24 protein-coding genes are annotated in these 21,000 nt (G+C 62.7%); 13 read left to right on the top strand and 11 right to left on the bottom strand.

Annotation, left to right across the window (positions count from 1 at the left end; translation table 11 throughout):
* The first annotated feature begins 79 nt into the window (after nt 1-79).
* On the top strand, nt 80-1,426 hold the full coding sequence (gene pmbA / locus K8374_RS19280) for a metalloprotease PmbA (RefSeq protein WP_084854544.1): 1,347 nt from the start codon (nt 80-82) through the stop codon (nt 1,424-1,426).
* Nucleotides 1,427-1,577: 151 nt separating this feature from the next.
* Here the strand turns inward: pmbA and K8374_RS19275 are convergent, their stop codons facing one another.
* Nucleotides 1,578-3,158, bottom strand: coding sequence for a metallophosphoesterase (locus K8374_RS19275; protein ID WP_224456812.1), 1,581 nt, complete (start codon nt 3,156-3,158; stop codon nt 1,578-1,580).
* Nucleotides 3,159-3,527: 369 nt separating this feature from the next.
* Between K8374_RS19275 and K8374_RS19270 the strand changes: the two genes are divergently transcribed.
* Entirely contained in the window at nt 3,528-4,412 is an 885-nt protein-coding gene (locus tag K8374_RS19270) for a ZIP family metal transporter (RefSeq protein ID WP_224459364.1), read from the top strand.
* An 81-nt stretch (nt 4,413-4,493) separates the two neighbouring features.
* On the opposite strand, the gene K8374_RS19265 is transcribed toward K8374_RS19270, so the two are convergent.
* The 10 genes from K8374_RS19265 to K8374_RS19220 all read right to left on the bottom strand — a co-directional run bounded on the left by K8374_RS19265 (nt 4,494) and on the right by K8374_RS19220 (nt 11,492).
* The gene (locus tag K8374_RS19265) at nt 4,494-4,766 is read right to left on the bottom strand and encodes an HPr family phosphocarrier protein (protein ID WP_084854543.1); all 273 of its coding nucleotides are present in this window, start codon (nt 4,764-4,766) and stop codon (nt 4,494-4,496) included.
* 21 nt (nt 4,767-4,787) lie between these two features.
* The gene (gene rapZ / locus K8374_RS19260) at nt 4,788-5,642 is read right to left on the bottom strand and encodes an RNase adapter RapZ (RefSeq protein ID WP_084854542.1); all 855 of its coding nucleotides are present in this window, start codon (nt 5,640-5,642) and stop codon (nt 4,788-4,790) included.
* A gap of 2 nt (nt 5,643-5,644) precedes the next feature.
* Nucleotides 5,645-6,109, bottom strand: coding sequence for a PTS IIA-like nitrogen regulatory protein PtsN (ptsN, locus tag K8374_RS19255; RefSeq protein ID WP_224456811.1), 465 nt, complete (start codon nt 6,107-6,109; stop codon nt 5,645-5,647).
* Nucleotides 6,110-6,121: 12 nt separating this feature from the next.
* Nucleotides 6,122-6,430: a ribosome hibernation-promoting factor, HPF/YfiA family gene (gene hpf / locus K8374_RS19250; protein WP_043213265.1), complete on the bottom strand. Its 309-nt coding sequence runs from the start codon at nt 6,428-6,430 to the stop codon at nt 6,122-6,124.
* A 77-nt stretch (nt 6,431-6,507) separates the two neighbouring features.
* Nucleotides 6,508-8,001, bottom strand: a complete 1,494-nt coding sequence (locus K8374_RS19245; RefSeq protein ID WP_224456810.1) for an RNA polymerase factor sigma-54 — start codon at nt 7,999-8,001, stop codon at nt 6,508-6,510.
* A gap of 156 nt (nt 8,002-8,157) precedes the next feature.
* On the bottom strand, nt 8,158-8,883 hold the full coding sequence (gene lptB, locus K8374_RS19240; protein ID WP_084854539.1) for an LPS export ABC transporter ATP-binding protein: 726 nt from the start codon (nt 8,881-8,883) through the stop codon (nt 8,158-8,160).
* A complete protein-coding gene (gene lptA, locus K8374_RS19235; protein ID WP_084854538.1) occupies nt 8,884-9,408 on the bottom strand; it encodes a lipopolysaccharide transport periplasmic protein LptA in 525 nt (174 codons plus the stop codon).
* Nucleotides 9,395-9,967, bottom strand: coding sequence for an LPS export ABC transporter periplasmic protein LptC (lptC, locus tag K8374_RS19230; protein WP_084854537.1), 573 nt, complete (start codon nt 9,965-9,967; stop codon nt 9,395-9,397). The genes lptA and lptC overlap by 14 nt, the downstream gene beginning before the upstream one ends.
* Before the next feature lie 8 nt (nt 9,968-9,975).
* Nucleotides 9,976-10,500 carry a KdsC family phosphatase gene (locus K8374_RS19225; protein ID WP_084854596.1) on the bottom strand — a complete coding sequence of 175 codons (525 nt, stop codon included), beginning with the start codon at nt 10,498-10,500 and terminating at the stop codon, nt 9,976-9,978.
* Between the two features lie 14 nt (nt 10,501-10,514).
* The gene (locus K8374_RS19220; protein ID WP_084854536.1) at nt 10,515-11,492 is read right to left on the bottom strand and encodes an SIS domain-containing protein; all 978 of its coding nucleotides are present in this window, start codon (nt 11,490-11,492) and stop codon (nt 10,515-10,517) included.
* Nucleotides 11,493-11,724: 232 nt separating this feature from the next.
* Here K8374_RS19220 and K8374_RS19215 point away from each other — a divergent pair, with 232 nt between their 5' ends.
* From K8374_RS19215 to K8374_RS19165, 11 genes are all read left to right on the top strand, one after another.
* The gene (locus K8374_RS19215; protein WP_084854535.1) at nt 11,725-12,534 is read left to right on the top strand and encodes an ATP-binding cassette domain-containing protein; all 810 of its coding nucleotides are present in this window, start codon (nt 11,725-11,727) and stop codon (nt 12,532-12,534) included.
* On the top strand, nt 12,534-13,331 hold the full coding sequence (gene mlaE / locus K8374_RS19210) for a lipid asymmetry maintenance ABC transporter permease subunit MlaE (RefSeq protein ID WP_084854534.1): 798 nt from the start codon (nt 12,534-12,536) through the stop codon (nt 13,329-13,331). Before K8374_RS19215 ends, mlaE begins: the two co-directional genes overlap by 1 nt.
* Nucleotides 13,331-13,816 carry an outer membrane lipid asymmetry maintenance protein MlaD gene (gene mlaD / locus K8374_RS19205; protein ID WP_084854533.1) on the top strand — a complete coding sequence of 162 codons (486 nt, stop codon included), beginning with the start codon at nt 13,331-13,333 and terminating at the stop codon, nt 13,814-13,816. The genes mlaE and mlaD overlap by 1 nt, the downstream gene beginning before the upstream one ends.
* A gap of 9 nt (nt 13,817-13,825) precedes the next feature.
* On the top strand, nt 13,826-14,479 hold the full coding sequence (locus K8374_RS19200) for a phospholipid-binding protein MlaC (protein ID WP_224456809.1): 654 nt from the start codon (nt 13,826-13,828) through the stop codon (nt 14,477-14,479).
* Nucleotides 14,476-14,778 (top strand): lipid asymmetry maintenance protein MlaB, encoded by a 303-nt coding sequence (locus tag K8374_RS19195; protein WP_224456808.1) that lies wholly within the window; start codon nt 14,476-14,478, stop codon nt 14,776-14,778. Before K8374_RS19200 ends, K8374_RS19195 begins: the two co-directional genes overlap by 4 nt.
* A 118-nt stretch (nt 14,779-14,896) precedes the next feature.
* Nucleotides 14,897-15,136, top strand: coding sequence for a BolA family protein (locus tag K8374_RS19190; RefSeq protein WP_029613593.1), 240 nt, complete (start codon nt 14,897-14,899; stop codon nt 15,134-15,136).
* 24 nt (nt 15,137-15,160) lie between these two features.
* Entirely contained in the window at nt 15,161-16,426 is a 1,266-nt protein-coding gene (gene murA / locus K8374_RS19185) for a UDP-N-acetylglucosamine 1-carboxyvinyltransferase (protein ID WP_084854530.1), read from the top strand.
* A gap of 114 nt (nt 16,427-16,540) precedes the next feature.
* Nucleotides 16,541-17,176, top strand: a complete 636-nt coding sequence (gene hisG / locus K8374_RS19180) for an ATP phosphoribosyltransferase (protein WP_043213301.1) — start codon at nt 16,541-16,543, stop codon at nt 17,174-17,176.
* 125 nt (nt 17,177-17,301) lie between these two features.
* Nucleotides 17,302-18,627, top strand: coding sequence for a histidinol dehydrogenase (gene hisD / locus K8374_RS19175; protein ID WP_224456807.1), 1,326 nt, complete (start codon nt 17,302-17,304; stop codon nt 18,625-18,627).
* 2 nt (nt 18,628-18,629) lie between these two features.
* Complete coding sequence (hisC, locus tag K8374_RS19170; protein ID WP_224456806.1) at nt 18,630-19,679, top strand: histidinol-phosphate transaminase; 1,050 nt, start codon at nt 18,630-18,632, stop codon at nt 19,677-19,679.
* Nucleotides 19,666-20,940: a CynX/NimT family MFS transporter gene (locus K8374_RS19165; RefSeq protein ID WP_224456805.1), complete on the top strand. Its 1,275-nt coding sequence runs from the start codon at nt 19,666-19,668 to the stop codon at nt 20,938-20,940. Before hisC ends, K8374_RS19165 begins: the two co-directional genes overlap by 14 nt.
* Nucleotides 20,941-21,000: the final 60 nt, after the last annotated feature.

The following is a 21,000-nucleotide window of genomic DNA, read 5'->3' as shown; positions in this document are numbered from 1 at the left end:
ATAACCAGTCGGGGGCCGCTTGTCCGGCCCGGTCGTACAATGACCCAAGCCGAACGCAGAATTTTGAGTGGAGAAAACCATGAGTGCAGTCCAGAGCGTAGGCCCCAAGGACCTGCCGGCTTTGCAGGAGCAGGTCGAGGCGATCATCGCAGAGGCGCGCCGCCAAGGCGCCAGCGCCTGCGAGGTCGCGGTGTCGCTGGAGCAGGGCCTGTCCACCACGGTGCGCCAGCGTGAGGTCGAGACGGTCGAGTTCAACCGCGACCAGGGCTTCGGCATCACCCTCTACGTCGGCCAGCGCAAGGGCTCGGCCAGCACCTCGGCCAGCGGCCCGGAGGCCATTCGCGAGACCGTCGCGGCCGCGCTGGCCATCGCCCAGCATACCTCTGAAGATGAATGTGCTGGCTTGGCCGACGCGGCGTTGATGGCCCGCGAGATCCCGGACCTCGATCTTTATCATGACTGGGCCCTGGAGCCGGAAAAGGCCGTCGAGATGGCATTGGCCTGCGAGGCAGCGGCTTTCGATGCTGACCCGCGCATCCTCAATGCCGACGGCACGACCCTGAACACTCACCAAGGCTGCCGGGTCTATGGCAACAGCCATGGCTTCATCGGCAGCTATGCCTCTACGCGTCATAGCTTGAGTTGCGTGATGATCGCCGAAGGCGAAGGGCAGATGCAGCGCGACTACTGGTACGACGTCAATCGCCAGGGCAACTTGCTGGCCGACCCGCGCAGCATCGGCCAGCGGGCCGCACAGCGCGCAGCCAGCCGCCTGGGCGCGCGCCCGGTGCCTACCTGTGAAGTGCCGGTGCTGTTCTCTGCCGAACTGGCCGGTGGCCTGTTCGGCAGCTTCCTGTCGGCGATCTCCGGCGGCAACCTGTACCGCAAGTCATCGTTCCTCGATGGTGCCATCGGCCAGCGTCTGTTCCCCACCTGGCTGACCCTCGACGAGCGCCCACACCTGCCGCGCGCCTTGGGCAGTGCCGCCTTCGATGGCGATGGCCTGGCCACCTATGCCAAGCCGTTCGTCGACAAGGGCGAGCTGGTTTCCTATCTGCTGGGGACCTATTCGGGGCGCAAGCTGGGCCTGCCGAGTACCGCCAACGCCGGCGGTGTGCATAACCTCTTCGTCACCCACGGGGTGGAAGACCAGGCAGCCTTGATCCGTCGCATGGGGCGCGGTTTGTTGGTAACCGAACTGATGGGCCATGGCCTGAACATGGTGACCGGCGACTATTCCCGCGGTGCGGCGGGCTTTTGGGTAGAGAACGGCGAGATCCAGTTCCCGGTCCAGGAAGTGACCATCGCTGGCAACATGAAGGACATGTTCCAGCAGATCGTGGCCATCGGCAGCGATATCGAAACCCGCAGCAACATCCACAGTGGCTCGGTGCTGATCGAGCGGATGACCGTGGCAGGGAGCTGATGCTCCTGCCAGCAGTGACAGGGCCTGGGGCAGCTATACCTCTGCTCTTGGCGCTTGTTTGCGGTTCGGATAAACCTGCAAGAAGCCCGAGTGGGCGGTGGCGACCCTGCCGAAGCTCACTCAGGCTAGCGGAAGATGCCCTGGCGGGCATTTAGCAATTCATGTGGGGCAGGAAGTACAGCTGGCTTTTCGTGGGCAGGCTCTTGTCGCCTGGCGAGGTCATGTTGAATGCGCGAACGCCCAAATAGTACTTCTTCTTGTCATAGCCATTATAGAAGCTGATAGGGACTTGGCAGTTATAGTCGGGCGTTGTAGTAATGGTTTCGACCAAGAGGTTGTCTTCATTGAAGATCCCGACTTCGAACATGGCCTTGCCTTGCCAATTGTCGTTGGGGGGGCGCTTCCACAGTACGTTGAACCCGTCCTTTTGCCAGTCGGGGTAGCGACGGGCACAAAGATCTATAGGTTGCTTGAATGTACCGGGTGTGGTGACCGTGCCTTCATAGGTGGCGGATGTTCCTTTGTCGGTATAACCGGTTACTTTGATGGGGTAGGTGGTGCTATGGCTGAGCCCGTCGAAGTTCAGGTAGATTTCTTCGTCGGGGTTTTGGTCTGTTGAGAAGTTTACGGTCTGTGTCTTTCCATTAAACGTATATTCGGCCCGTACCCAGGCCAACTGATGGGGCGGGGTCTGGTGCAGGGTGACATACACTTCGTTGGCAGCAATCCGATACGTCGCATGTACCCGTTGAGCGGTGACGGGGGTGCCGATGCGGAAAGAACCGAGAGGCTTGCTTTCGAGCTTATTATCTGTGGCGCGCGTGACGTATACCTCGGCATGACGCGTATTGGTTTCGGCCACCAAGAATGTTTTGATGAATGCAGCGCCGCTGTTGAAGACCGGGACCGTGCCAAAATTGCTTTCCTTTTGGGCGACATGCGTGTGGCCATGGAAAATGGCTTTTACTTTATAAAAATCGACCAGGCGTCGGAAGCGCTCTATATCCTCAGCAGAATAATTGCTGTCTGTAGGAGGGCGATGGACATTGATGATGATGTGTTTGCGCTTGAGTTGGGCAGCGACTAATTGCTGTTGCAGCCAGTCCAAGGATTTTGTGATGTCGTACACCACTGTCCACTTGGGGTCTTCGGTTGTCTCGAATCTGACCGCATACGCAGGGTGGTTCTGAAGCTGGATGAACGTGAAGTCGCCTAGGGTCTTCGAGTAGGCCAGGCTGCCTCTGAAGAGCTTGTAGCCCGTGTAGCTGTCCCAGATTTCATTCTTGAAGTCAAAGGCGTCTGGCGCTAGATTCCCGGCGCGCTCGACCATGTCCGTGACGGCATCCCGTGCACAGCCGTTCCTATAACAATCGTTCACGTTGTTGTCGTAATCATGATTGCCGAGCCCTACATAGACTGCGCTGCCAAGCGTGTCTATCTGCCTGTTCATCTCGGAAACCTGATAGCCTCTATAGTACTCGGTGATATCGCCATTGATGAATACCGGTACGTTATCGAAGCCCAGAGGATGGTGTTGTCTGAATGTATTGATTTTACGATATTGCTCGGAAATCTGAGCGGACGACAGTTGCTTTCCTTCTTTGCTTTCGTCGTACCCGTACTCAAGGGTGCGAGGGTATTGTGGGTCGGATGTGATTACCCAGCACAAAGGCGAAGCCGCATGGAGTTCGGATGAGGTCGTGGTATTCAGGTGATGCGCTAAGGTGTTCATAAATATCCTATCGGTAAACCGCCACGTGGCTGTGCGTTGGCGGTGATCGGAGTATTCATCGCGTGGGGAAGTGTTTGTAACTCGGTCTTCTCATGGGGTGTTGAACTGCTGTGTAACTCTACCCTGGTGCAGAAAGCCTCAGATAAAAAACTCAAGTTGATCGCCAATGCCCGGTTGTTGGCTAGTACCTCTCATAGTTGTGCACAGGCCGTGGCGGTTTGATTATCTGACGGTCGTGAATCCATAAAGGACTACATATGCGAGACGTAATGAGTGTGCCATCGTTGCTGTACGAGCGTCGTCGAGGCGGGATGGCTGTGTCTGTTTTTTCACCACGCGTAGACATCTGACATGTGCCGAGAACAGACGATGTGGGTAATTGGCAGAGGGCTGCGCCTTCTCCGGTTGACATTGGGTACCCTGCTGCTGGTGTTGGGGGCTGTATTGTTGGTCGCGCGGGGTGTCGCCTGGCTCGATCTGGAGCCCTCCATGCATCAAGCCTTGGTGGGCGGCGGCTGGGCTGCCCTGGGCACGGCACTGGGCGCGATACCGGTGTTGGTGATCCGTAATATGCCGGCTGCACTGACCGATACGTTATTGGGCTTCGGCGCGGGGGTGATGCTCGCGGCGACCGCGTTTTCGCTGGTCGTACCCGGGCTGGAGGCGGGCCGAGTTATGGGTTTCGGCCCTTGGACGGCTGGTGCTCTGGTCAGCTTCGGGCTGCTGTTAGGTGCCTTATGCCTGTTCATGGTGGGCCTGAAGACCTCTGGTGGGGCGCCCGAGGTCTTGGTTGAAGCGGGGAGTCAGCTGGCAATTCCCGCGCGTATCCGGTTGTTCGTGTTCGCTATCATCGCCCACAACATTCCAGAAGGCATGGCTATTGGCGTATCGGCCGCAGGTGACATGGCCGAGGCTGACAGCCTGGCCCTGGGTATCGCTTTACAGGATGTGCCCGAGGGGTTGGTGATCGCGTTGGTGTTGGCCGGGGCGGGGATGTCGCGCTTCAAGGCATTCCTGATAGGTGCGGCCTCTGGCTTGGTCGAACCTCTAGCAGCGGTGATCTGCGCCTGGCTGGTCAACATTGCCGAGCTGCTGTTGCCGTTAGGGCTGGCCTGTGCGGCAGGGGCGATGTTGTTGGTCGTTACCCAGGAGGTCATTCCGGAGTCGCGCAGCAATGGGCATCACCGTCTGGCCAGCCTGGGGCTTTGCGTTGGGTTCTGCGTGATGATGGTGATGGATACGACGATGTCTTGAAGGCCATGTTCACAACCTGGCGCCGGCTTGCTGGCGATAGGGTTGAACGTTACGCGACGCGCACGTCGTGCGCCCCGAGGGCTACTCGCCTTCGTCGAAGTAGTTGTTGATCAATTCGACCAGGGCATCCATGGCCTCGGTGTCCTGCTCGCCCTCGGTCATCAGGTGCACCTGGGTACCTTTGCCTGCGGCGAGCATCATCACCGCCATGATGCTCTTGCCATCCACCAGCTTGTCCGGCGCGCGCCCGACCCTGACCTGGCAGGGGAAGCGGCCGGCCACGCCGACGAACTTGGCCGCCGCCCGGGCATGCAGGCCAAGCTTGTTGATGATGGTGATTTCGCGGGCGGGCATCGTGGGGCGGATATCCTTGGGCTAGAGGTCGCGGTGGCGAACCTGGACGTTTTTCAGGGATTGTTGCAGCAACTGGCCCAAGCGCTCGGTCAGGTACACGGAACGATGGTGCCCGCCGGTGCAGCCGATGGCGATGGTGACATACGCACGGTTGCTGGCGGCGAAGCGGGGCAGCCATTTGAGCAGGTAGCTGGAGATATCCTGGAACATCTCCTCGACATCCGGCTGGGCGGCCAGGTAGTCGATCACCGGCTGGTCCAGCCCGGAATGCTCGCGCAACTCCGGCTTCCAGTACGGGTTGGGCAGGCAGCGTACGTCGAACACCAGGTCGGCGTCCACGGGCATGCCGCGCTTGAAACCGAAGGACTCGACCAGGAACGCGGTGCCGGGCTCGGGCTGGTTGAGCAGGCGCAGCTTGATCGAATCGCGCAACTGGTAGAGGTTCAGGTTGGTGGTGTCGATCTTCAGGTCGGCCAGATCGGAGATCGGGCCGAGCAGCTCGCTTTCGACCCGGATCGCCTCTGCCAGGGAGCGATTGGCGTTGGTCAGCGGGTGGCGCCGGCGGGTCTCGGAGAAGCGCTTGAGCAGTGTCTCCTCGTCGGCGTCCAGGTACAGCACGTCGCACTGGATATGCCGGCTCCGGGCCTCTTCGAGCAGGTCGGGAAAACGGGTCAGGTGGCTGGGCAGGTTGCGCGCGTCGATGGAGACGGCCACCTTCGGTTGCAACAGCTCGGTATTGATCAGTGCATTTTCGGCCAGTTGCGGCAACAACCCGGCGGGCAGGTTGTCGATGCAGTAGTAGCCGTTGTCTTCCAGGACATCGAGGGCGGTACTTTTGCCGGAGCCGGACCGGCCGCTGACGATGATCAGGCGCATGTTCAGTGCTCGTTCTGTGCGTCTAGGACTACCTGGTACAGGGCCTCGCTGCTGCCGGCGGCACGCAGGCGATCGCGGACCTCCTTGCGATCGAGCATGCTGGCGATCTGGCGCAGCAGTTCAAGGTGGGCATCGGTGGCCGCCTCGGGTACCAGCAGGACGAACAGCAGGTCCACGGGCGCGCCATCGATGGCGTCGTAGTCGATGGGAGCATCCAGGTGCAGCAGGGCGCTGACGGGCGCCGTGCAGCCTTCGAGCCGGCAGTGGGGGATGGCGATGCCATTGCCGAAGCCGGTGGAGCCCAGTTTCTCGCGGGCAACCAACTTTTCGAAGACGTCCTGCATCTCCAGTTCGGGAATTTGCTCGGCGATCAGGTTGGCGACCTTTTCCAGGGCGCGCTTCTTACTGCCGCCCGGCACGTTCACGAGGGAACGGCCGGGGGTCAGGATGGTTTCAAGTCGGATCATGGATGAGAGGGATCAGCGGGCGGCTGCACCTTGCAGCAGGCTTTGCTGTTTTTCCTTGTGTTTTTTCAGTTGGCGGTCGAGCTTGTCAGCCAGGGCATCGATCGCTGCATACATGTCTTGGTGTTCGGCGTTGGCAACCACTTCTCCGCCGGGAATCTGGAGCGTGGCCTCGACCTTCTGCTGCAGTTTCTCGACTTTCATGATCACCGTGACATTGGTGATCTTGTCGAAATGTCCTTCCACCCGGGCGAGCTTCTCGAGTACGTACTCACGCAGTGGTTGGGTGACTTCTACATGCTGTCCACTGATGTTGACTTGCATACAGCTTCTCCTTTGTTGCCCGTGCATAAAGGGCAGGTATTGCACCTGCCACTGAAACGCTATGGCACAGCCAGGGGCTACATCAGTCGCTTGCGCTCGCTCGACGGTGCGATGCCGAGGGACTCGCGGTACTTGGCGACGGTGCGACGGGCTACCTGGATGCCTTGTGCCTCCAGTAAACCAGCGATCTTGCTGTCACTCAATGGCTTTTTCTGATTTTCCGCCGCAACCAGTTTCTTGATGATCGCGCGGATCGCCGTAGACGAGCATTCACCGCCTTCGGAGGTGCTCACATGGCTCGAGAAAAAGTATTTCAATTCATAGATGCCACGCGGGGTATGCATGTATTTCTGCGTGGTGACCCGGGAAATGGTCGATTCGTGCATGCCGACCGCCTCGGCGATGTCGTGTAGCACCAACGGCTTCATCGCCTCGTCGCCCTGGTCGAGGAAGCCGCGCTGGTGCTCGACGATCTGGGTGGCGACCTTCATCAGCGTCTCGTTGCGGCTCTGCAGGCTCTTGATGAACCAGCGTGCCTCCTGCAACTGGTTGCGCATGAAGGTGTTGTCGGCGCTGGTGTCGGCGCGGCGGACGAAACCTGCGTATTGCGGGTTGACCCGCAGGCGCGGGATCGCTTCCTGGTTGAGCTCCACCAGCCAGCGGTCGTTGTCCTTGCGCACGATGACGTCGGGTACCACGTATTCCGGTTCGCTGGATTCGATCTGCGAGCCCGGGCGCGGGTTGAGGCTCTGTACCAGCTCGATGACCTGGCGCAGCTCATCTTCCTTGAGCTTCATGCGCCGCATCAGCTGGCTGTAGTCGCGGCTGCCGAGCAGGTCGATGAAGTCGCTGACCAGGCGCTGGGCTTCGGCCATCCATGGGGTGTCGGCCGGCAGCTGGCGCAGCTGCAGCAGCAGGCATTCGCCGAGGTTGCGTGCGCCGATGCCGGCAGGCTCGAACTGCTGGATGCGGTGCAGTACGGCTTCCACTTCATCCAGCTCGATATCCAGCTCGGGGTCGAAGCCTGCGCAGATTTCCTCGAGGCTGTCCTCCAGGTAGCCCTGGCCGTTGATGCTGTCGATCAGGGTCACGGCAATGAGCCGGTCGGTGTCGGACATCGGTGCCAGGTTCAACTGCCACAGCAGGTGGCTTTGCAGGCTCTCGCCGGTGGAGGTACGGGTAGTGAAGTCCCACTCGTCGTCATCGCTGGCCGGCAGGCTGCTGGCGCTGGTCTGGTAGATGTCTTCCCAGGCCGTGTCGACGGGCAGTTCGTTGGGGATGCGCTCGTTCCATTCGCCTTCTTCCAGGGTTTCGGCGCTGGCCGTGCTTTCCTGGAAGCTGTTGTCCTGGGCTTCGGCGACCGGCTTGCTCTCGGCGTTGTCGGCCATGGGGTCGCTGTTGTCGAAGTCGTCGCCGTCTTCCTGACGTTCGAGCATCGGGTTGGATTCCAGCGCTTCCTGAATTTCCTGTTGAAGGTCCAGGGTAGAGAGCTGGAGCAGACGGATGGCCTGTTGCAACTGCGGTGTCATCGTCAGTTGCTGGCCCATTTTTAGGACGAGCGATGGTTTCATGGCTGGGGCTTAATACCTTGTTCGCCGGCGCGCATGCGCCATCCACTACACGAAGGGCGCCGGGGCGCCAATTTTAAGCAAGTTATATGCCTGAAATTGTAGCGTTTGCCTAGAGCACTGCAACCTTTGCGGCAGTGCCCCGGGCAGACTCCGGGCTCAGAGTCGGAACTCGTGGCCCAGGTAGACCTCCTTGACCAGGTCATTGGCCAGGATAGTCTCGGCATCGCCTTCGGCGATCAGTTGTCCATCGTTGACGATGTAGGCGGTCTCGCAGATATCGAGCGTCTCGCGGACGTTGTGGTCGGTGATCAGCACACCGATGCCCTTGGCCTTGAGGTGATGGATGATCTGCTTGATATCGCCCACGGAAATCGGGTCGACACCGGCGAAGGGTTCGTCCAGCAGGATGAACTTCGGCGCGGTGGCCAATGCCCGTGCGATCTCGACGCGGCGGCGTTCGCCACCGGAGAGGCTCATGCCGAGGTTGTCACGGATGTGGCTGATGTGGAACTCCTGCAGCAGGCTTTCCAGCTCCTTGCGGCGGCCGTCGCGGTCGAGGTCCTTGCGGGTCTCGAGGATGGCCATGATGTTGTCGGCCACCGACAGTTTGCGGAAGATCGACGCTTCCTGGGGCAGGTAGCCGATGCCGGCGCGGGCGCGACCGTGCATGGGCTGGTGGCTGACGTCCAGGTTGTCGATCAGCACGCGGCCCTGGTCGGCGCGGACCAGGCCGACGATCATGTAGAAGCAGGTGGTCTTGCCGGCGCCGTTGGGGCCGAGCAGGCCGACGATCTGGCCGCTGTCGATCGACAGGCTGACGTCGCGGACGACCTGGCGGCCCTTGTAGCTCTTGGCCAGGTGCTGGGCTTTGAGGGTTGCCATTTACTCGGCCTTCTTCTTCGGCTGAATCACCATGTCGATGCGCTGACGGGGTGAGGTCACATTGCCACCGCGACCGGCGGTAGCCACCTGGGTCTTGGTGTTGTAGACGATCTTCTCGCCTTCGGTGGTGTTGCCTTCGTTCTCGACCTTGGCGCGGTCGGTGAGGATCACCATGTCCTTCTGCGCCTGGTACTGGATGGTCACGGCCCAGCCTTTCATCTTGTCGGGCTTGGCAGCGCTCTGCTGCTGCTCGAAGTACGCCAGGTTGCCCACCGAGGTGACCACGTCGATATCGCCGGAGGCGGCGCGGGTGATGGTCACGGTGTTGCCTTTGATCATCATCGAGCCCTGGGTGATGATCACGTCGCCGGTATAGGTGGCTACGCCTTGCTTGTCGTCCAGGTGAGCGTTGTCGGCCTGGATGCGGATAGGCTGGTCACGATCGTTGGGCAGGGCCAAGGCGCTCGCGCTTCCCAGTGCCGCGCTCAGGCTGAGCAAAAAGGGGAGGGTTTTAACGAGCCTCATACTGTCCTCTTACGTTGGACAGCAGGTCCATCCTGCCGTCTTTCAAATACGCTTTCATTCCTTTGCCCGTAGTGGTCCCACCGGCGCCGTCGATTCTAACGGCTTGCTCGGTCTGCGCATATTGCTTCTGCGGGAACACGGTCATGCGGGACGTGGTGACGATCATTTCGCGCTGCTTTTCATCGGTACGGGCCACGCGGACCTTCTCGATGAGCTCGACCTCGGTACCGTCCGGGTTGACCTCGGCGCGCTCGCTCTGCACGTGCCACGGGTACTGGGTACCGCGGTACAGGTGCAGGTCGGGCTTGGTCAGCAGGGAGACTTCGCTGGCCTTGAGGTGCTCGACCTTGTCGGCGGTCATCTCGTACTGCATCTTGCCGTCTGGCATGAACTGCACGCTGTGGGCGTTGATCGCGTAGTAGTCGATGGCGCTTTCGTCGACCTGGGCCACGGGCTTGTCGAGGAAGCTCTCGGGGCTGATGTTCCAGTAGCCGACCGCCACCAGCAGTGCGGCGATCGCACCGAGCAGCACGATATTTCGGGCTTTCTTGCTGAACATGTGCGGCCTTAGAGGTAGTTGGCGTTGGCAGCGTCCAGGTTGCCCTGGGCCTGCATGATCAATTCACAGAATTCGCGCGCTGCGCCTTCGCCGCCGCGCGCCTGGGTCACGCCATGGGCATGCTGGCGAACGAACGGTGCAGCGCTGGCCACTGCCATGCCCAGGCCCACGCGGCGGATCACCGGCAGGTCGGGCAGGTCGTCGCCCAGGTAGGCGACCTGTTCATAGCTTAGGCCCAGTTCGGCCAGCAGGCCGTCGAGCACCACAAGTTTGTCCTCGCGGCCCTGGAACAGGTGCGGGATGCCGAGGTTGCGCGCCCGGCGTTCGACCACCGGGGTCTTGCGCCCGCTGATGATCGCGGTGGTCACGCCCGAGGCCATGAGCATCTTGATGCCATGTCCGTCGAGGGTGTTGAAGGTCTTGAACTCGCTGCCGTCCTCGAGGAAGTACAGGCGCCCGTCGGTGAGCACGCCGTCGACGTCGAAGACCGCCAGCTTGATGGCCTTGCCGCGTTGCAGCAGATCCGGGTTCATCGTGTTGTCCTCCATCACATCACGCCTGCGCGCAGCAGGTCGTGCATGTTCAGGGCGCCGGTCGGGCGGTCGTTCTGGTCGACCACCACCAGTGCGTTGATCTTGTTGTCTTCCATGATGCGCAGGGCCTCGGCGGCGAGCATCTCGGCACGTGCGGTCTTGCCGTGCACGGTCATCACCTGGTCGATGATGGTCTTGTGCACATCGATGTTGCGCTCCAGGGCGCGGCGCAGGTCGCCGTCGGTGAACACGCCGGCCAGGCGGCCGTCGGCTTCCAGCACCACGGTCATGCCGACCAGGCTCTTGCGCGACATCTCCACCAGGGCGTCCTTGAGCAGGGTGCCACGCTGCACGATGGGCAGCGCCTCGCCGGTGTGCATGACGTTTTCCACCTTCAGCAGCAGGCGACGGCCCAGGGCACCGCCGGGGTGGGAGAAGGCGAAGTCCTCGGCGGTGAAGCCGCGTGCCTCGAGCAGTGCGATGGCCAGGGCGTCGCCCAGGACCAGAGCCGCGGTGGTGGAGGATGTGGGTGCCAAGTTCAGCGGGCAGGCTTCCTGAGCGACACTGGCGTCGAGGTTGACCTCGGCGGCCTGGGCCAGGGGCGAGTCGGGGTTGCCGGTGAGGCTGATCATCTGGATGCCCAGGCGCTTGATCAGCGGCAACAGGGTGACGATCTCGGCGGTGCTGCCGGAGTTGGACAGGGCCAGGATGACGTCATCGCGGGTGATCATGCCCATGTCGCCGTGGCTGGCTTCGGCCGGGTGCACGAAGAACGCCGGCGTGCCGGTGCTGGCCAGGGTCGCGGCGATCTTGTTGCCGATGTGGCCCGACTTGCCCATGCCGAGCACGACGACCCGGCCCGTGCTGGCCAGGATCAGCTCGCAGGCCTTGACGAAGTTGTCGTCGATGCGCGGCAGCAGGCCCTCTACGGCTTCGAGTTCCAGGCGCAGGGTGCGCTGGGCGGATTGGATCAGCTCGCTGGATTGGCTCATGTCGAAAAGCAATGTCTGATAAAAAGGCGCCGATTATAGCTGCAATGTGCGAAAGGCTCATCCATCGATTGTCGTACTGGCTGTCGTTGACCTGAACAGCCTGCGTGATGGCCTTGGGGCGCGCGTTGCAGCGGTGCTATAGTTCGCCGCTATTCGGCCCGCCGGTGGCGCGTGTGCCTTCACGAAGAGGGCAGGCGTCCATTGAGACGAGGCTGCATCGCAAGGAGTCTAGATGAGTGTGGATAGCGCCTACGCGGTCGAGTTGAAGGGTGTCACCTTCAAGCGCGGTTCGCGCAGCATTTTCAGCAATGTGGACATACGCATCCCCCGTGGCAAGGTCACTGGCATCATGGGGCCTTCCGGGTGCGGCAAGACCACGCTGCTGCGCCTGATGGGCGCACAGTTGCGCCCTTCGGCCGGCGAAGTCTGGGTCGCTGGGCAGAACCTGCCGAGCCTGTCGCGGGGCGACCTGTTCGATGCGCGCAAGCAGATGGGCGTGCTGTTCCAGAGCGGCGCCCTGTTCACCGATCTCGATGTGTTCGAGAACGTCGCCTTCCCACTGCGGGTCCATACCCAGCTGTCGGACGAGATGATCCGCGACATCGTCCTGATGAAGCTGCAGGCCGTGGGCCTGCGCGGGGCCATCGACCTGATGCCGGACGAACTGTCCGGCGGCATGAAGCGCCGCGTGGCGTTGGCCCGCGCCATCGCGCTGGACCCGCAGATTCTCATGTACGACGAACCGTTCGTCGGCCAGGACCCGATCGCCATGGGTGTGCTCGTGCGCCTGATCCGCCTGCTCAACGATGCCCTGGGCATCACCAGCATCGTGGTGTCCCACGACCTGGCCGAGACCGCGAGCATCGCCGACTATATCTATGTGGTGGGGGATGGCCAGGTGCTGGGGCAGGGCACGCCCGACGAGCTGATGGGCTCGGACAACCCGCGCATCCGCCAGTTCATGAAGGGCGACCCGGACGGCCCGGTGCCTTTCCACTTCCCTGCGCCTGACTATCGCGCCGACCTGCTGGGAGCGCGGTGATGCGCAGAAAATCCGTACTCGAACGTATCCGCCTGTTCGGCCGCGCGGCCATCGATGTCCTGGCCGTGCTCGGCCGCTCCTGCCTGTTCCTGGTCCATGCCCTGGGCGGGCGTGGCGGCATCGGCGGCAGTTTCCAGTTGTTGGTCAAGCAGCTCTATGCGGTGGGCGTGCTGTCGCTGGCGATCATCGTCGTCTCCGGCATCTTCATCGGCATGGTGCTGTCGCTGCAGGGCTACAGCATCCTCACCAAGTACGGCTCCGAGCAGGCCGTGGGGCAGATGATCGCCCTGACCCTGCTGCGCGAGCTGGGGCCGGTGGTCACCGCCTTGCTGTTCGCAGGCCGCGCGGGTTCGGCGTTGACCGCCGAGATCGGCAACATGAAGTCTACCGAGCAGCTCTCGAGCCTGGAGATGATCGGCGTCGACCCGCTCAAGTACATCGTCGCCCCGCGCCTGTGGGCCGGGTTCATCTCGCTGCCGCTGCTGGCGCTGATCTTCAGCGTGGTCGGCATCTGGGGCGGATCGTGGGTGGCGGTGGACTGGCTGGGGGTCTACGAAGGCTCGTTCTGGGCCAACATGCAGAACAGTGTTTCCTTTACCGACGACGTGCTCAACGGGCTGGTCAAGAGCCTGGTGTTCGCCTTCGTCGTGACCTGGATCGCCGTATTCCAGGGGTATGACTGCGAGCCCACCTCAGAAGGGATCAGCCGTGCCACCACCAAGACCGTGGTCTACGCCTCGTTGGCAGTCCTGGGTCTGGACTTTATTCTGACCGCCTTGATGTTTGGAGATTTCTGATGCAAAACCGCACCCTGGAAATCGGTGTCGGCCTGTTCCTCCTGGCCGGGATCCTGGCGTTGCTGCTGCTGGCCCTGCGCGTCAGCGGGCTGTCCGCCAGCCCGAGCAGCGACACATATAAAGTTTATGCGTACTTCGACAATATCGCCGGTTTGACGGTCAGAGCTAAAGTGACCATGGCCGGTGTGACCATCGGCAAGGTCACAGCCATCGATCTGGACCGCGACTCCTATACCGGTCGGGTGACCTTGCAGTTGGACAAGAACGTCGACAACCTGCCGACCGACTCCACTGCCTCGATCCTGACCGCAGGGCTGCTCGGCGAGAAGTACATCGGTATCAGCGTGGGCGGTGAAGAGGACGTGCTCAAGGATGGTTCCACTATCCATGACACCCAGTCGGCGCTGGTGCTGGAAGATCTGATTGGCAAGTTCCTGCTCAATACCGTGGGCAAGGAACCCAAAGAAGCCCAACCCGCTAATTAAGGAGTTTCCATGATTTCGATCCTGCGACGCGGCCTGCTGGTTCTCCTGGCGGCCTTCCCCCTGCTGGCCATGGCCGCGCCGGGCCAGTCTGCCCGTGACGTGGTGCAGAGCACCACCAGCGAGCTGCTGTCGGACCTGAAGGCCAACAAGGAGCAGTACAAGAGCAACCCGCAGGCGTTCTACGATGCCCTCAACCGCATCCTGGGCCCTGTGGTCGATGCCGATGGCATCTCCAAGAGCATCATGACCGTCAAGTACTCGCGCAAGGCCACCCCTGAGCAGATGCAGCGCTTCCAGGAGAACTTCAAGCGCAGCCTGATGCAGTTCTATGGCAATGCGCTGCTCGAGTACAACAACCAGGGCATTACCGTCGACCCGGCCAAGGGTGAAGAAGGCGATCGTACCAGCGTCGGTATGAAGGTCACCGGCAACAACGGCGCTGTCTATCCGGTGCAGTACACCCTGGTCAAGCTCGGTGGCGAGTGGAAGGTGCGCAACGTGATCGTCAACGGCATCAATATCGGCAAGCTGTTCCGCGACCAGTTCGCCGACGCCATGCAGCGCAACGGCAACGACCTGGACAAGACCATCGACGGCTGGGCCGGCGAAGTGGCCAAGGCCAAGGAAGCTGCCGACAAATCGCCCGACAAGGAAGTGAAATGAGCGACACCGGCGTGACCATGACCGAGCCGGGCGTCCTGCGCCTGGCCGGTGTGCTGGACTACCGCAGTGGCCCGGCCCTGCGCAAGGAAGGCAAGGCACTGATCGCCGCCTGTCGCGAGTCGAAGGTGGTACTCGACTGCTCGTCCGTGGCCCGCTCCACCAGCGTCGGCCTCTCGCTGCTGCTGGGCTTCATCCGTGACGCCCAGGCCGCCGGCAAGGGCTGGGAGCTGCGCGGCATGCCCGACGACATGCGCGACATTGCCGAGGTCTACGACCTCGATGAAGTGCTGGCGGGCTGATGGCTCGCCGTTAAGGGATGGCCCCTCGGTCAGCAGGCCCCACCATGGGCTTCGCAGGCGAGGGGCTTTTTTGTATGATGGCCGACCCGCGCGCACTGGGCGCCGATTGAGGTTGAGCATGCAGGCCGTAGAAGTTAAAAGCTTCCTTGAAGAGAAATTGCCGGGAACCCGGGTCGAAGTTGAAGGCGAAGGCTGCAACTTCCAGTTGAACGTGATCAGCGACGAGCTGGCCGGCCAGAGCCCGGTCAAGCGCCAGCAGGCGATCTATGCTCACCTGAATCCGTGGATCGCCGATGGCAGCATCCATGCGGTAACCATGAAATTTTTCAGCAGCGCAGCCTGGGCTGAGCGCACCTGAGCCAACGTTGGCGGCGAGATTGCAATGGACAAACTGATTATCACTGGCGGCGCGCGTCTCGATGGCGAGATCCGCATTTCCGGGGCGAAGAACGCCGCCCTGCCGATTCTCTCGGCGACCCTGCTGGCTGACGGCCCGGTCACCGTGGGCAACCTGCCGCACCTGCACGACATCACCACCATGATCGAGCTGTTCGGTCGCATGGGCATCGAGCCTGTGATCGACGAGAAGCTCTCGGTGGAAATCGATCCGCGCACCATCAAGACCCTGGTCGCACCCTACGAGCTGGTCAAGACCATGCGCGCCTCGATCCTGGTGCTCGGCCCGATGGTCGCCCGTTTCGGCAAGGCCGAAGTCGCCCTGCCCGGCGGTTGCGCGATCGGTTCGCGCCCGGTCGACCTGCACATTCGCGGCCTGGAGGCCATGGGTGCGAAGATCGAAGTCGAAGGCGGCTATATCAAGGCCGAGGCTCCTGAGGGCGGCCTGCGTGGCGCGCACTTCTTCTTCGACACCGTCAGCGTGACCGGTACAGAGAACATCATGATGGCCGCTGCCCTGGCCAAGGGCCGCAGCGTCCTGCAGAACGCTGCGCGCGAGCCGGAAGTGGTCGACTTGGCCAACTTCATCAACGCCATGGGCGGCAAGATCCAGGGCGCCGGTACCGACACCATCGTCATCGATGGCGTCGAGCGCCTGCACTCGGCCACCTATCGCGTGATGCCCGACCGTATCGAGACCGGTACCTACCTGGTCGCTGCTGCCGTGACCGGTGGCCGTGTGAAGGTCAAGGACACCGATCCGACCATCCTCGAGGCGGTGTTGGAGAAGCTCAAGGAAGCCGGTGCCGAAGTCACTGCCGGCGAAGACTGGATCGAGCTGGACATGCATGGCAAGCGGCCCAAGGCCGTCAACCTGCGTACCGCTCCGTACCCGGCCTTCCCGACCGACATGCAGGCGCAGTTCATCTCGCTCAACGCCATCGCCGAAGGCACGGGCGCGGTGATCGAGACGATCTTCGAGAACCGCTTCATGCACGTCTACGAAATGCACCGCATGGGCGCACAGATCCAGGTCGAGGGCAACACTGCCATCGTCACCGGGGTCAAGGCACTCAAGGGCGCACCGGTCATGGCCACCGACCTGCGGGCTTCGGCCAGCCTGGTCCTGTCGGCCCTGGTCGCTGATGGCGATACCCTGATCGATCGCATCTACCACATCGACCGTGGTTACGAGTGCATCGAGGAAAAACTGCAGATGCTGGGCGCGAAAATTCGCCGCGTACCGGGCTAGTCATCTGACTGGCGCTGGGTGTGGAAGCGGGCCAGGCCCGCTCCCACACACGAATCAAATGCGGCCAGGTCCATGACCTGGCCGGCAGTAGCCGCTTAAGGACCGACGTTTCCCATGTTGACCATCGCGCTATCGAAGGGCCGAATCCTCGACGATACCCTGCCATTGCTGGCCGAGGCCGGTATCGTGCCGACCGAGAATCCGGACAAGAGCCGCAAGCTGATCATCCCCACGACCCAGGACGACGTGCGCCTACTGATCGTGCGTGCCACCGACGTGCCGACCTATGTCGAGCATGGCGCGGCCGACCTCGGGGTGGCCGGCAAGGACGTGCTGATGGAGTACGGCGGCCAGGGCCTCTACGAGCCCCTGGACCTGCAGATCGCCCGTTGCAAGCTGATGACCGCAGGTGCCGTAGGGGCGCCGGAGCCCAAGGGCCGGCTGCGCGTGGCCACCAAGTTCGTCAACGTAGCCAAGCGTTACTACGCCGAACAGGGCCGTCAGGTCGATATCATCAAGCTGTACGGCTCGATGGAGCTGGCGCCGCTGATCGGCCTGGCCGACAAGATCATCGACGTGGTCGACACCGGCAACACCCTGCGTGCCAACGGCCTGGAGCCCCAGGAACTGATCGCCACGATCAGCTCGCGCCTGGTGGTCAACAAGGCCTCCATGAAAATGCAGCACGCCCGCATCCAGAGCCTGATCGACACCCTGCGCCAGGCCGTCGAGTCCCGACACCGCGGCTGACCTTTGCGCGCGACTTCTCGTCGCGCCCGTCTATCCGCGTCATAGCCAACTTTCTCGGGTGCCCGCGCGGATGGACTGGTAGCCTAGGGCGCCTGAGCATTCGCCAATAAAACGAGGCCCTCGCCATGACCGTGTCCACTGCAATTGCCCGTCTCAACGCTGCTGATCCGGATTTCGCCCGACATCTGGATCATCTGCTGAGCTGGGAAAGCGTGTCCGATGACGCGGTCAACCAACGCGTGCTCGACATCATCAAGGCCGTGCGCGAGCGCGGCGACGCCGCTCTGGTGGAGTTCACCCAGCGCTTCGACGGCGTCGAGGCCAAGGGCATCGAAGACCTCATCCTCGGCCGCGAGCGCCTGGAACTGGCGCTGACCCGCATCACCGAGGCCCAGCGCCAAGCCCTGGAGACCGCCGCCCACCGTGTGCGCAGTTACCATGAGCGGCAGAAGCAGGACTCTTGGCAGTACACCGAGGCCGACGGCACCGTGCTCGGCCAGAAGGTCACGCCGCTGGACCGTGCTGGGCTGTATGTTCCGGGCGGCAAGGCCTCGTACCCTTCGTCGGTACTGATGAACGCCATCCCGGCGAAGGTCGCCGGCGTGTCCGAGGTGGTGATGGTGGTGCCGACCCCGCGTGGCGAAATCAACGAACTGGTACTGGCCGCGGCCTGCATCGCCGGGGTTGACCGCGTCTTCACCCTCGGTGGCGCCCAGGCGGTCGCGGCCTTGGCCTATGGCACCGAGAGCGTGCCCCAGGTGGACAAGATCGTCGGCCCGGGCAACATCTATGTGGCCACCGCCAAGCGCCACGTCTTCGGCCAGGTCGGCATCGACATGATCGCTGGGCCTTCGGAAATTCTGGTGGTGTGCGACGGCCAGACCGACCCGGACTGGATCGCCATGGACCTGTTCTCCCAGGCCGAGCACGACGAAGACGCCCAGGCGATCCTGGTCAGCCCGGACGCGGCGTTCCTGGACCGCGTCGCCGCCAGCATCGGCAAGCTGCTGCCGACCATGGAGCGTGCCGATATCATCGAAAAGTCGATCAACGGCCGTGGTGCGTTGATCCAGGTACGCGACATGCAGCAGGCGATGGACGTCGCCAACCGCATCGCCCCGGAGCACCTGGAGCTGTCGGTGGCCGATCCGCAGGCCTGGCTGCCGCACATCCGCCATGCTGGCGCGATCTTCATGGGCCGCCACACCAGCGAAGCCCTGGGCGACTACTGCGCCGGCCCCAACCACGTGCTGCCCACTTCCGGCACTGCACGGTTCTCTTCGCCACTGGGGGTGTATGACTTCCAGAAGCGTTCGTCGATCATCTTCTGCTCCGAACAGGCCGCTTCCGAGCTGGGCCGCACCGCGTCGGTCCTGGCCCGTGGCGAATCGCTGACCGCCCACGCGCGCAGCGCCGAATACCGCATCCTCACCGAAAACAAGGGGAACTGAACATGAGCCGATTCTGGAGCCCCTTCGTCAAGGACCTGGTGCCCTACGTGCCGGGCGAGCAGCCCAAGCTGGCCCGCCTGGTCAAGCTCAACACCAACGAGAACCCCTATGGCCCATCGCCCAAGGCGCTGGCGGCCATGCAAGGTGAACTGAACGACAACCTGCGCCTGTACCCGGACCCCAACGGCGATCGCCTCAAGCAGGCGGTGGCCGAGTACTACGGTGTGACGGCGCAGCAGGTGTTCGTCGGCAACGGCTCGGACGAGGTGCTGGCGCACATCTTCCACGGCCTGTTCCAGCATGATCGCGGTCCGCTGCTGTTCCCGGACATCAGCTACAGCTTCTACCCGGTGTACTGCGGCCTGTACGGCATCCCGTTCGAGCCGGTGGCGCTGGACGAGCAGTTCCAGATCCGCATCGCGGACTACAAAAAGCCCAACGCCGGGATCATCTTCCCCAACCCTAACGCACCCACCGGCTGCCTACTGCCGTTGCAGGCCGTCGAGCAGTTGCTGCAGGCCAACCCTGATTCGGTTGTGGTGGTGGATGAGGCCTACATCGACTTCGGTGGCGAAACGGCCATCAGCCTGGTGGACCGCTACGACAACCTGCTAGTCACCCAGACGCTGTCCAAGTCGCGCTCCCTCGCCGGCCTGCGGGTCGGCCTGGCAGTGGGGCACCCCGACCTGATCGAGGCGCTGGAGCGGATCAAGAACAGCTTCAACTCCTACCCACTCGATCGCATGGCGATCGTGGGGGCGGCGGCGGCGTTCGAGGACAAGGCCTACTTCGATGAAACGTGCCGCAAGGTGATCGACAGCCGCGAGGCGTTGGTCGCTGAACTGCGCGCCCGTGGTTTCGAAGTACTGCCTTCGGCGGCCAATTTCATCTTCGCCCGGCATCCGCAGCAGGATGCCGCGGGGATTGCGGCGCGGTTGCGGGAGCAGGGGGTGATCGTCCGGCACTTCAAGCAGGAGCGGATCGCGCAATTCTTGCGGATCACCATCGGGACGCCGGAGATGAACCAGGCGTTGCTCGATGCGCTTGGATAAGGAAGCGGTTCAGGCGCGAACGGAACTCGACGAACTGTTGATCGACGCCGAGGCCGACGACGAACAGGTGCAACAGCAGCCTGTGGCCCTGCGCCGCCCATGGCTGTTGCTGCTGGGGCTGGTGCTGGTGGCGCTGAACCTGCGCCCGGCGTTGTCGAGCCTGGCCCCGCTGCTGGGGCAAGTTTCCGACAGCCTGGGGCTCAATGCCGCCCAGGCTGGTTTGTTGACCACCTTGCCGGTGCTGTGCCTGGGCCTGTTCGCGCCGTTGGCGCCGGTGCTGGCCAGACGCTTCGGCAGCGAGCGCGTGATCCTCGGCATCTTGCTGACCCTGGCGTTGGGCATTCTCGTGCGCAGTGCCCTGGGCGTGACCGGGGTATTCCTGGGGAGCGTCATGGCCGGCGCGAGTATCGGCATCATCGGCGTGCTGTTGCCGGGCATCGTCAAGCGCGACTTCCCCCGGCATGCCGGCACCCTGACCGGCGTCTACACCATGGCCTTGTGCCTGGGAGCGGCGCTGGCCGCCGGTGCGACCGTGCCGTTGACCCGCCATTTCGCCGACAGCTGGCCCGTGGGGCTTGGCTTCTGGCTGCTTCCCGCGCTGCTGGCGATGCTGGTATGGCTGCCCCAGGCGCGCCAGGGGCATGGCCAGCACAAGGTGGCCTACCGGGTGCGTGGGTTGTGGCGCAATCCACTGGCCTGGCAGGTCACCCTGTACATGGGCCTGCAGTCGTCGTTGGCCTATATCGTGTTCGGCTGGCTGCCTTCGATCCTGATCGGCCGTGGCCTGAGCCCGACGGAAGCGGGCCTGGTGCTGTCCGGCTCGGTGATCGTGCAGCTGGTCAGTTCGCTCAGCGCGCCTTGGTTGGCAACCCGGGGCAAGGATCAGCGCCTGGCGATCGTCATCGTCATGCTGATCACCCTGGCGGGGTTGTTCGGTTGCCTGTACGCGCCGCTGTCCGGCCTCTGGGGTTGGGCGGTGGTGCTTGGGTTGGGGCAGGGCGGTACCTTCGCCTTGGCACTGACCTTGATCGTGCTGCGCTCCAGGGATGCCCATGTCGCAGCCAACCTGTCGAGCATGGCGCAAGGGGTCGGCTACACCTTGGCATCCATGGGGCCGTTCGCGGTGGGGCTGGTGCATGACCTGACCGGCGGTTGGGCTGCCGTGGGGTGGATCTTTGCCGCGCTGGGCATTGGGGCCATCGTGTTCGGTCTGGGGGCTGGACGGGCATTGCATGTGCAGGTGAGCAGCGAGCGGGTTTAGGCCGAAGGCTCGAAGGGGCATGGCGCCCGTGCGCATCACGGATTATCGTTCAGGCTTCCA

The sequence above is a fragment of the Pseudomonas sp. p1(2021b) genome (genome assembly GCF_020151015.1).
GTDB lineage: Bacteria > Pseudomonadota > Gammaproteobacteria > Pseudomonadales > Pseudomonadaceae > Aquipseudomonas > Aquipseudomonas putida_K.
Note: the sequence above shows the minus strand (reverse complement) of the source record. Positions and strands in the feature narration are given on the sequence as shown.

What these genes read in the sequence shown, in the direction of transcription:
- pmbA (WP_084854544.1), top strand. Translation starts at nt 80, where the DNA reads ATGAGTGCAGTCCAGAGCGTAGGCCCCAAGGACCTGCCGGCTTTGCAG.
- K8374_RS19275 (WP_224456812.1), bottom strand. Translation starts at nt 3,158, where the DNA reads ATGAACACCTTAGCGCATCACCTGAATACCACGACCTCATCCGAACTC.
- K8374_RS19270 (WP_224459364.1), top strand. Translation starts at nt 3,528, where the DNA reads ATGTGGGTAATTGGCAGAGGGCTGCGCCTTCTCCGGTTGACATTGGGT.
- K8374_RS19265 (WP_084854543.1), bottom strand. Translation starts at nt 4,766, where the DNA reads ATGCCCGCCCGCGAAATCACCATCATCAACAAGCTTGGCCTGCATGCC.
- rapZ (WP_084854542.1), bottom strand. Translation starts at nt 5,642, where the DNA reads ATGCGCCTGATCATCGTCAGCGGCCGGTCCGGCTCCGGCAAAAGTACC.
- ptsN (WP_224456811.1), bottom strand. Translation starts at nt 6,109, where the DNA reads ATGATCCGACTTGAAACCATCCTGACCCCCGGCCGTTCCCTCGTGAAC.
- hpf (WP_043213265.1), bottom strand. Translation starts at nt 6,430, where the DNA reads ATGCAAGTCAACATCAGTGGACAGCATGTAGAAGTCACCCAACCACTG.
- K8374_RS19245 (WP_224456810.1), bottom strand. Translation starts at nt 8,001, where the DNA reads ATGAAACCATCGCTCGTCCTAAAAATGGGCCAGCAACTGACGATGACA.
- lptB (WP_084854539.1), bottom strand. Translation starts at nt 8,883, where the DNA reads ATGGCAACCCTCAAAGCCCAGCACCTGGCCAAGAGCTACAAGGGCCGC.
- lptA (WP_084854538.1), bottom strand. Translation starts at nt 9,408, where the DNA reads ATGAGGCTCGTTAAAACCCTCCCCTTTTTGCTCAGCCTGAGCGCGGCA.
- lptC (WP_084854537.1), bottom strand. Translation starts at nt 9,967, where the DNA reads ATGTTCAGCAAGAAAGCCCGAAATATCGTGCTGCTCGGTGCGATCGCC.
- K8374_RS19225 (WP_084854596.1), bottom strand. Translation starts at nt 10,500, where the DNA reads ATGAACCCGGATCTGCTGCAACGCGGCAAGGCCATCAAGCTGGCGGTC.
- K8374_RS19220 (WP_084854536.1), bottom strand. Translation starts at nt 11,492, where the DNA reads ATGAGCCAATCCAGCGAGCTGATCCAATCCGCCCAGCGCACCCTGCGC.
- K8374_RS19215 (WP_084854535.1), top strand. Translation starts at nt 11,725, where the DNA reads ATGAGTGTGGATAGCGCCTACGCGGTCGAGTTGAAGGGTGTCACCTTC.
- mlaE (WP_084854534.1), top strand. Translation starts at nt 12,534, where the DNA reads ATGCGCAGAAAATCCGTACTCGAACGTATCCGCCTGTTCGGCCGCGCG.
- mlaD (WP_084854533.1), top strand. Translation starts at nt 13,331, where the DNA reads ATGCAAAACCGCACCCTGGAAATCGGTGTCGGCCTGTTCCTCCTGGCC.
- K8374_RS19200 (WP_224456809.1), top strand. Translation starts at nt 13,826, where the DNA reads ATGATTTCGATCCTGCGACGCGGCCTGCTGGTTCTCCTGGCGGCCTTC.
- K8374_RS19195 (WP_224456808.1), top strand. Translation starts at nt 14,476, where the DNA reads ATGAGCGACACCGGCGTGACCATGACCGAGCCGGGCGTCCTGCGCCTG.
- K8374_RS19190 (WP_029613593.1), top strand. Translation starts at nt 14,897, where the DNA reads ATGCAGGCCGTAGAAGTTAAAAGCTTCCTTGAAGAGAAATTGCCGGGA.
- murA (WP_084854530.1), top strand. Translation starts at nt 15,161, where the DNA reads ATGGACAAACTGATTATCACTGGCGGCGCGCGTCTCGATGGCGAGATC.
- hisG (WP_043213301.1), top strand. Translation starts at nt 16,541, where the DNA reads ATGTTGACCATCGCGCTATCGAAGGGCCGAATCCTCGACGATACCCTG.
- hisD (WP_224456807.1), top strand. Translation starts at nt 17,302, where the DNA reads ATGACCGTGTCCACTGCAATTGCCCGTCTCAACGCTGCTGATCCGGAT.
- hisC (WP_224456806.1), top strand. Translation starts at nt 18,630, where the DNA reads ATGAGCCGATTCTGGAGCCCCTTCGTCAAGGACCTGGTGCCCTACGTG.
- K8374_RS19165 (WP_224456805.1), top strand. Translation starts at nt 19,666, where the DNA reads ATGCGCTTGGATAAGGAAGCGGTTCAGGCGCGAACGGAACTCGACGAA.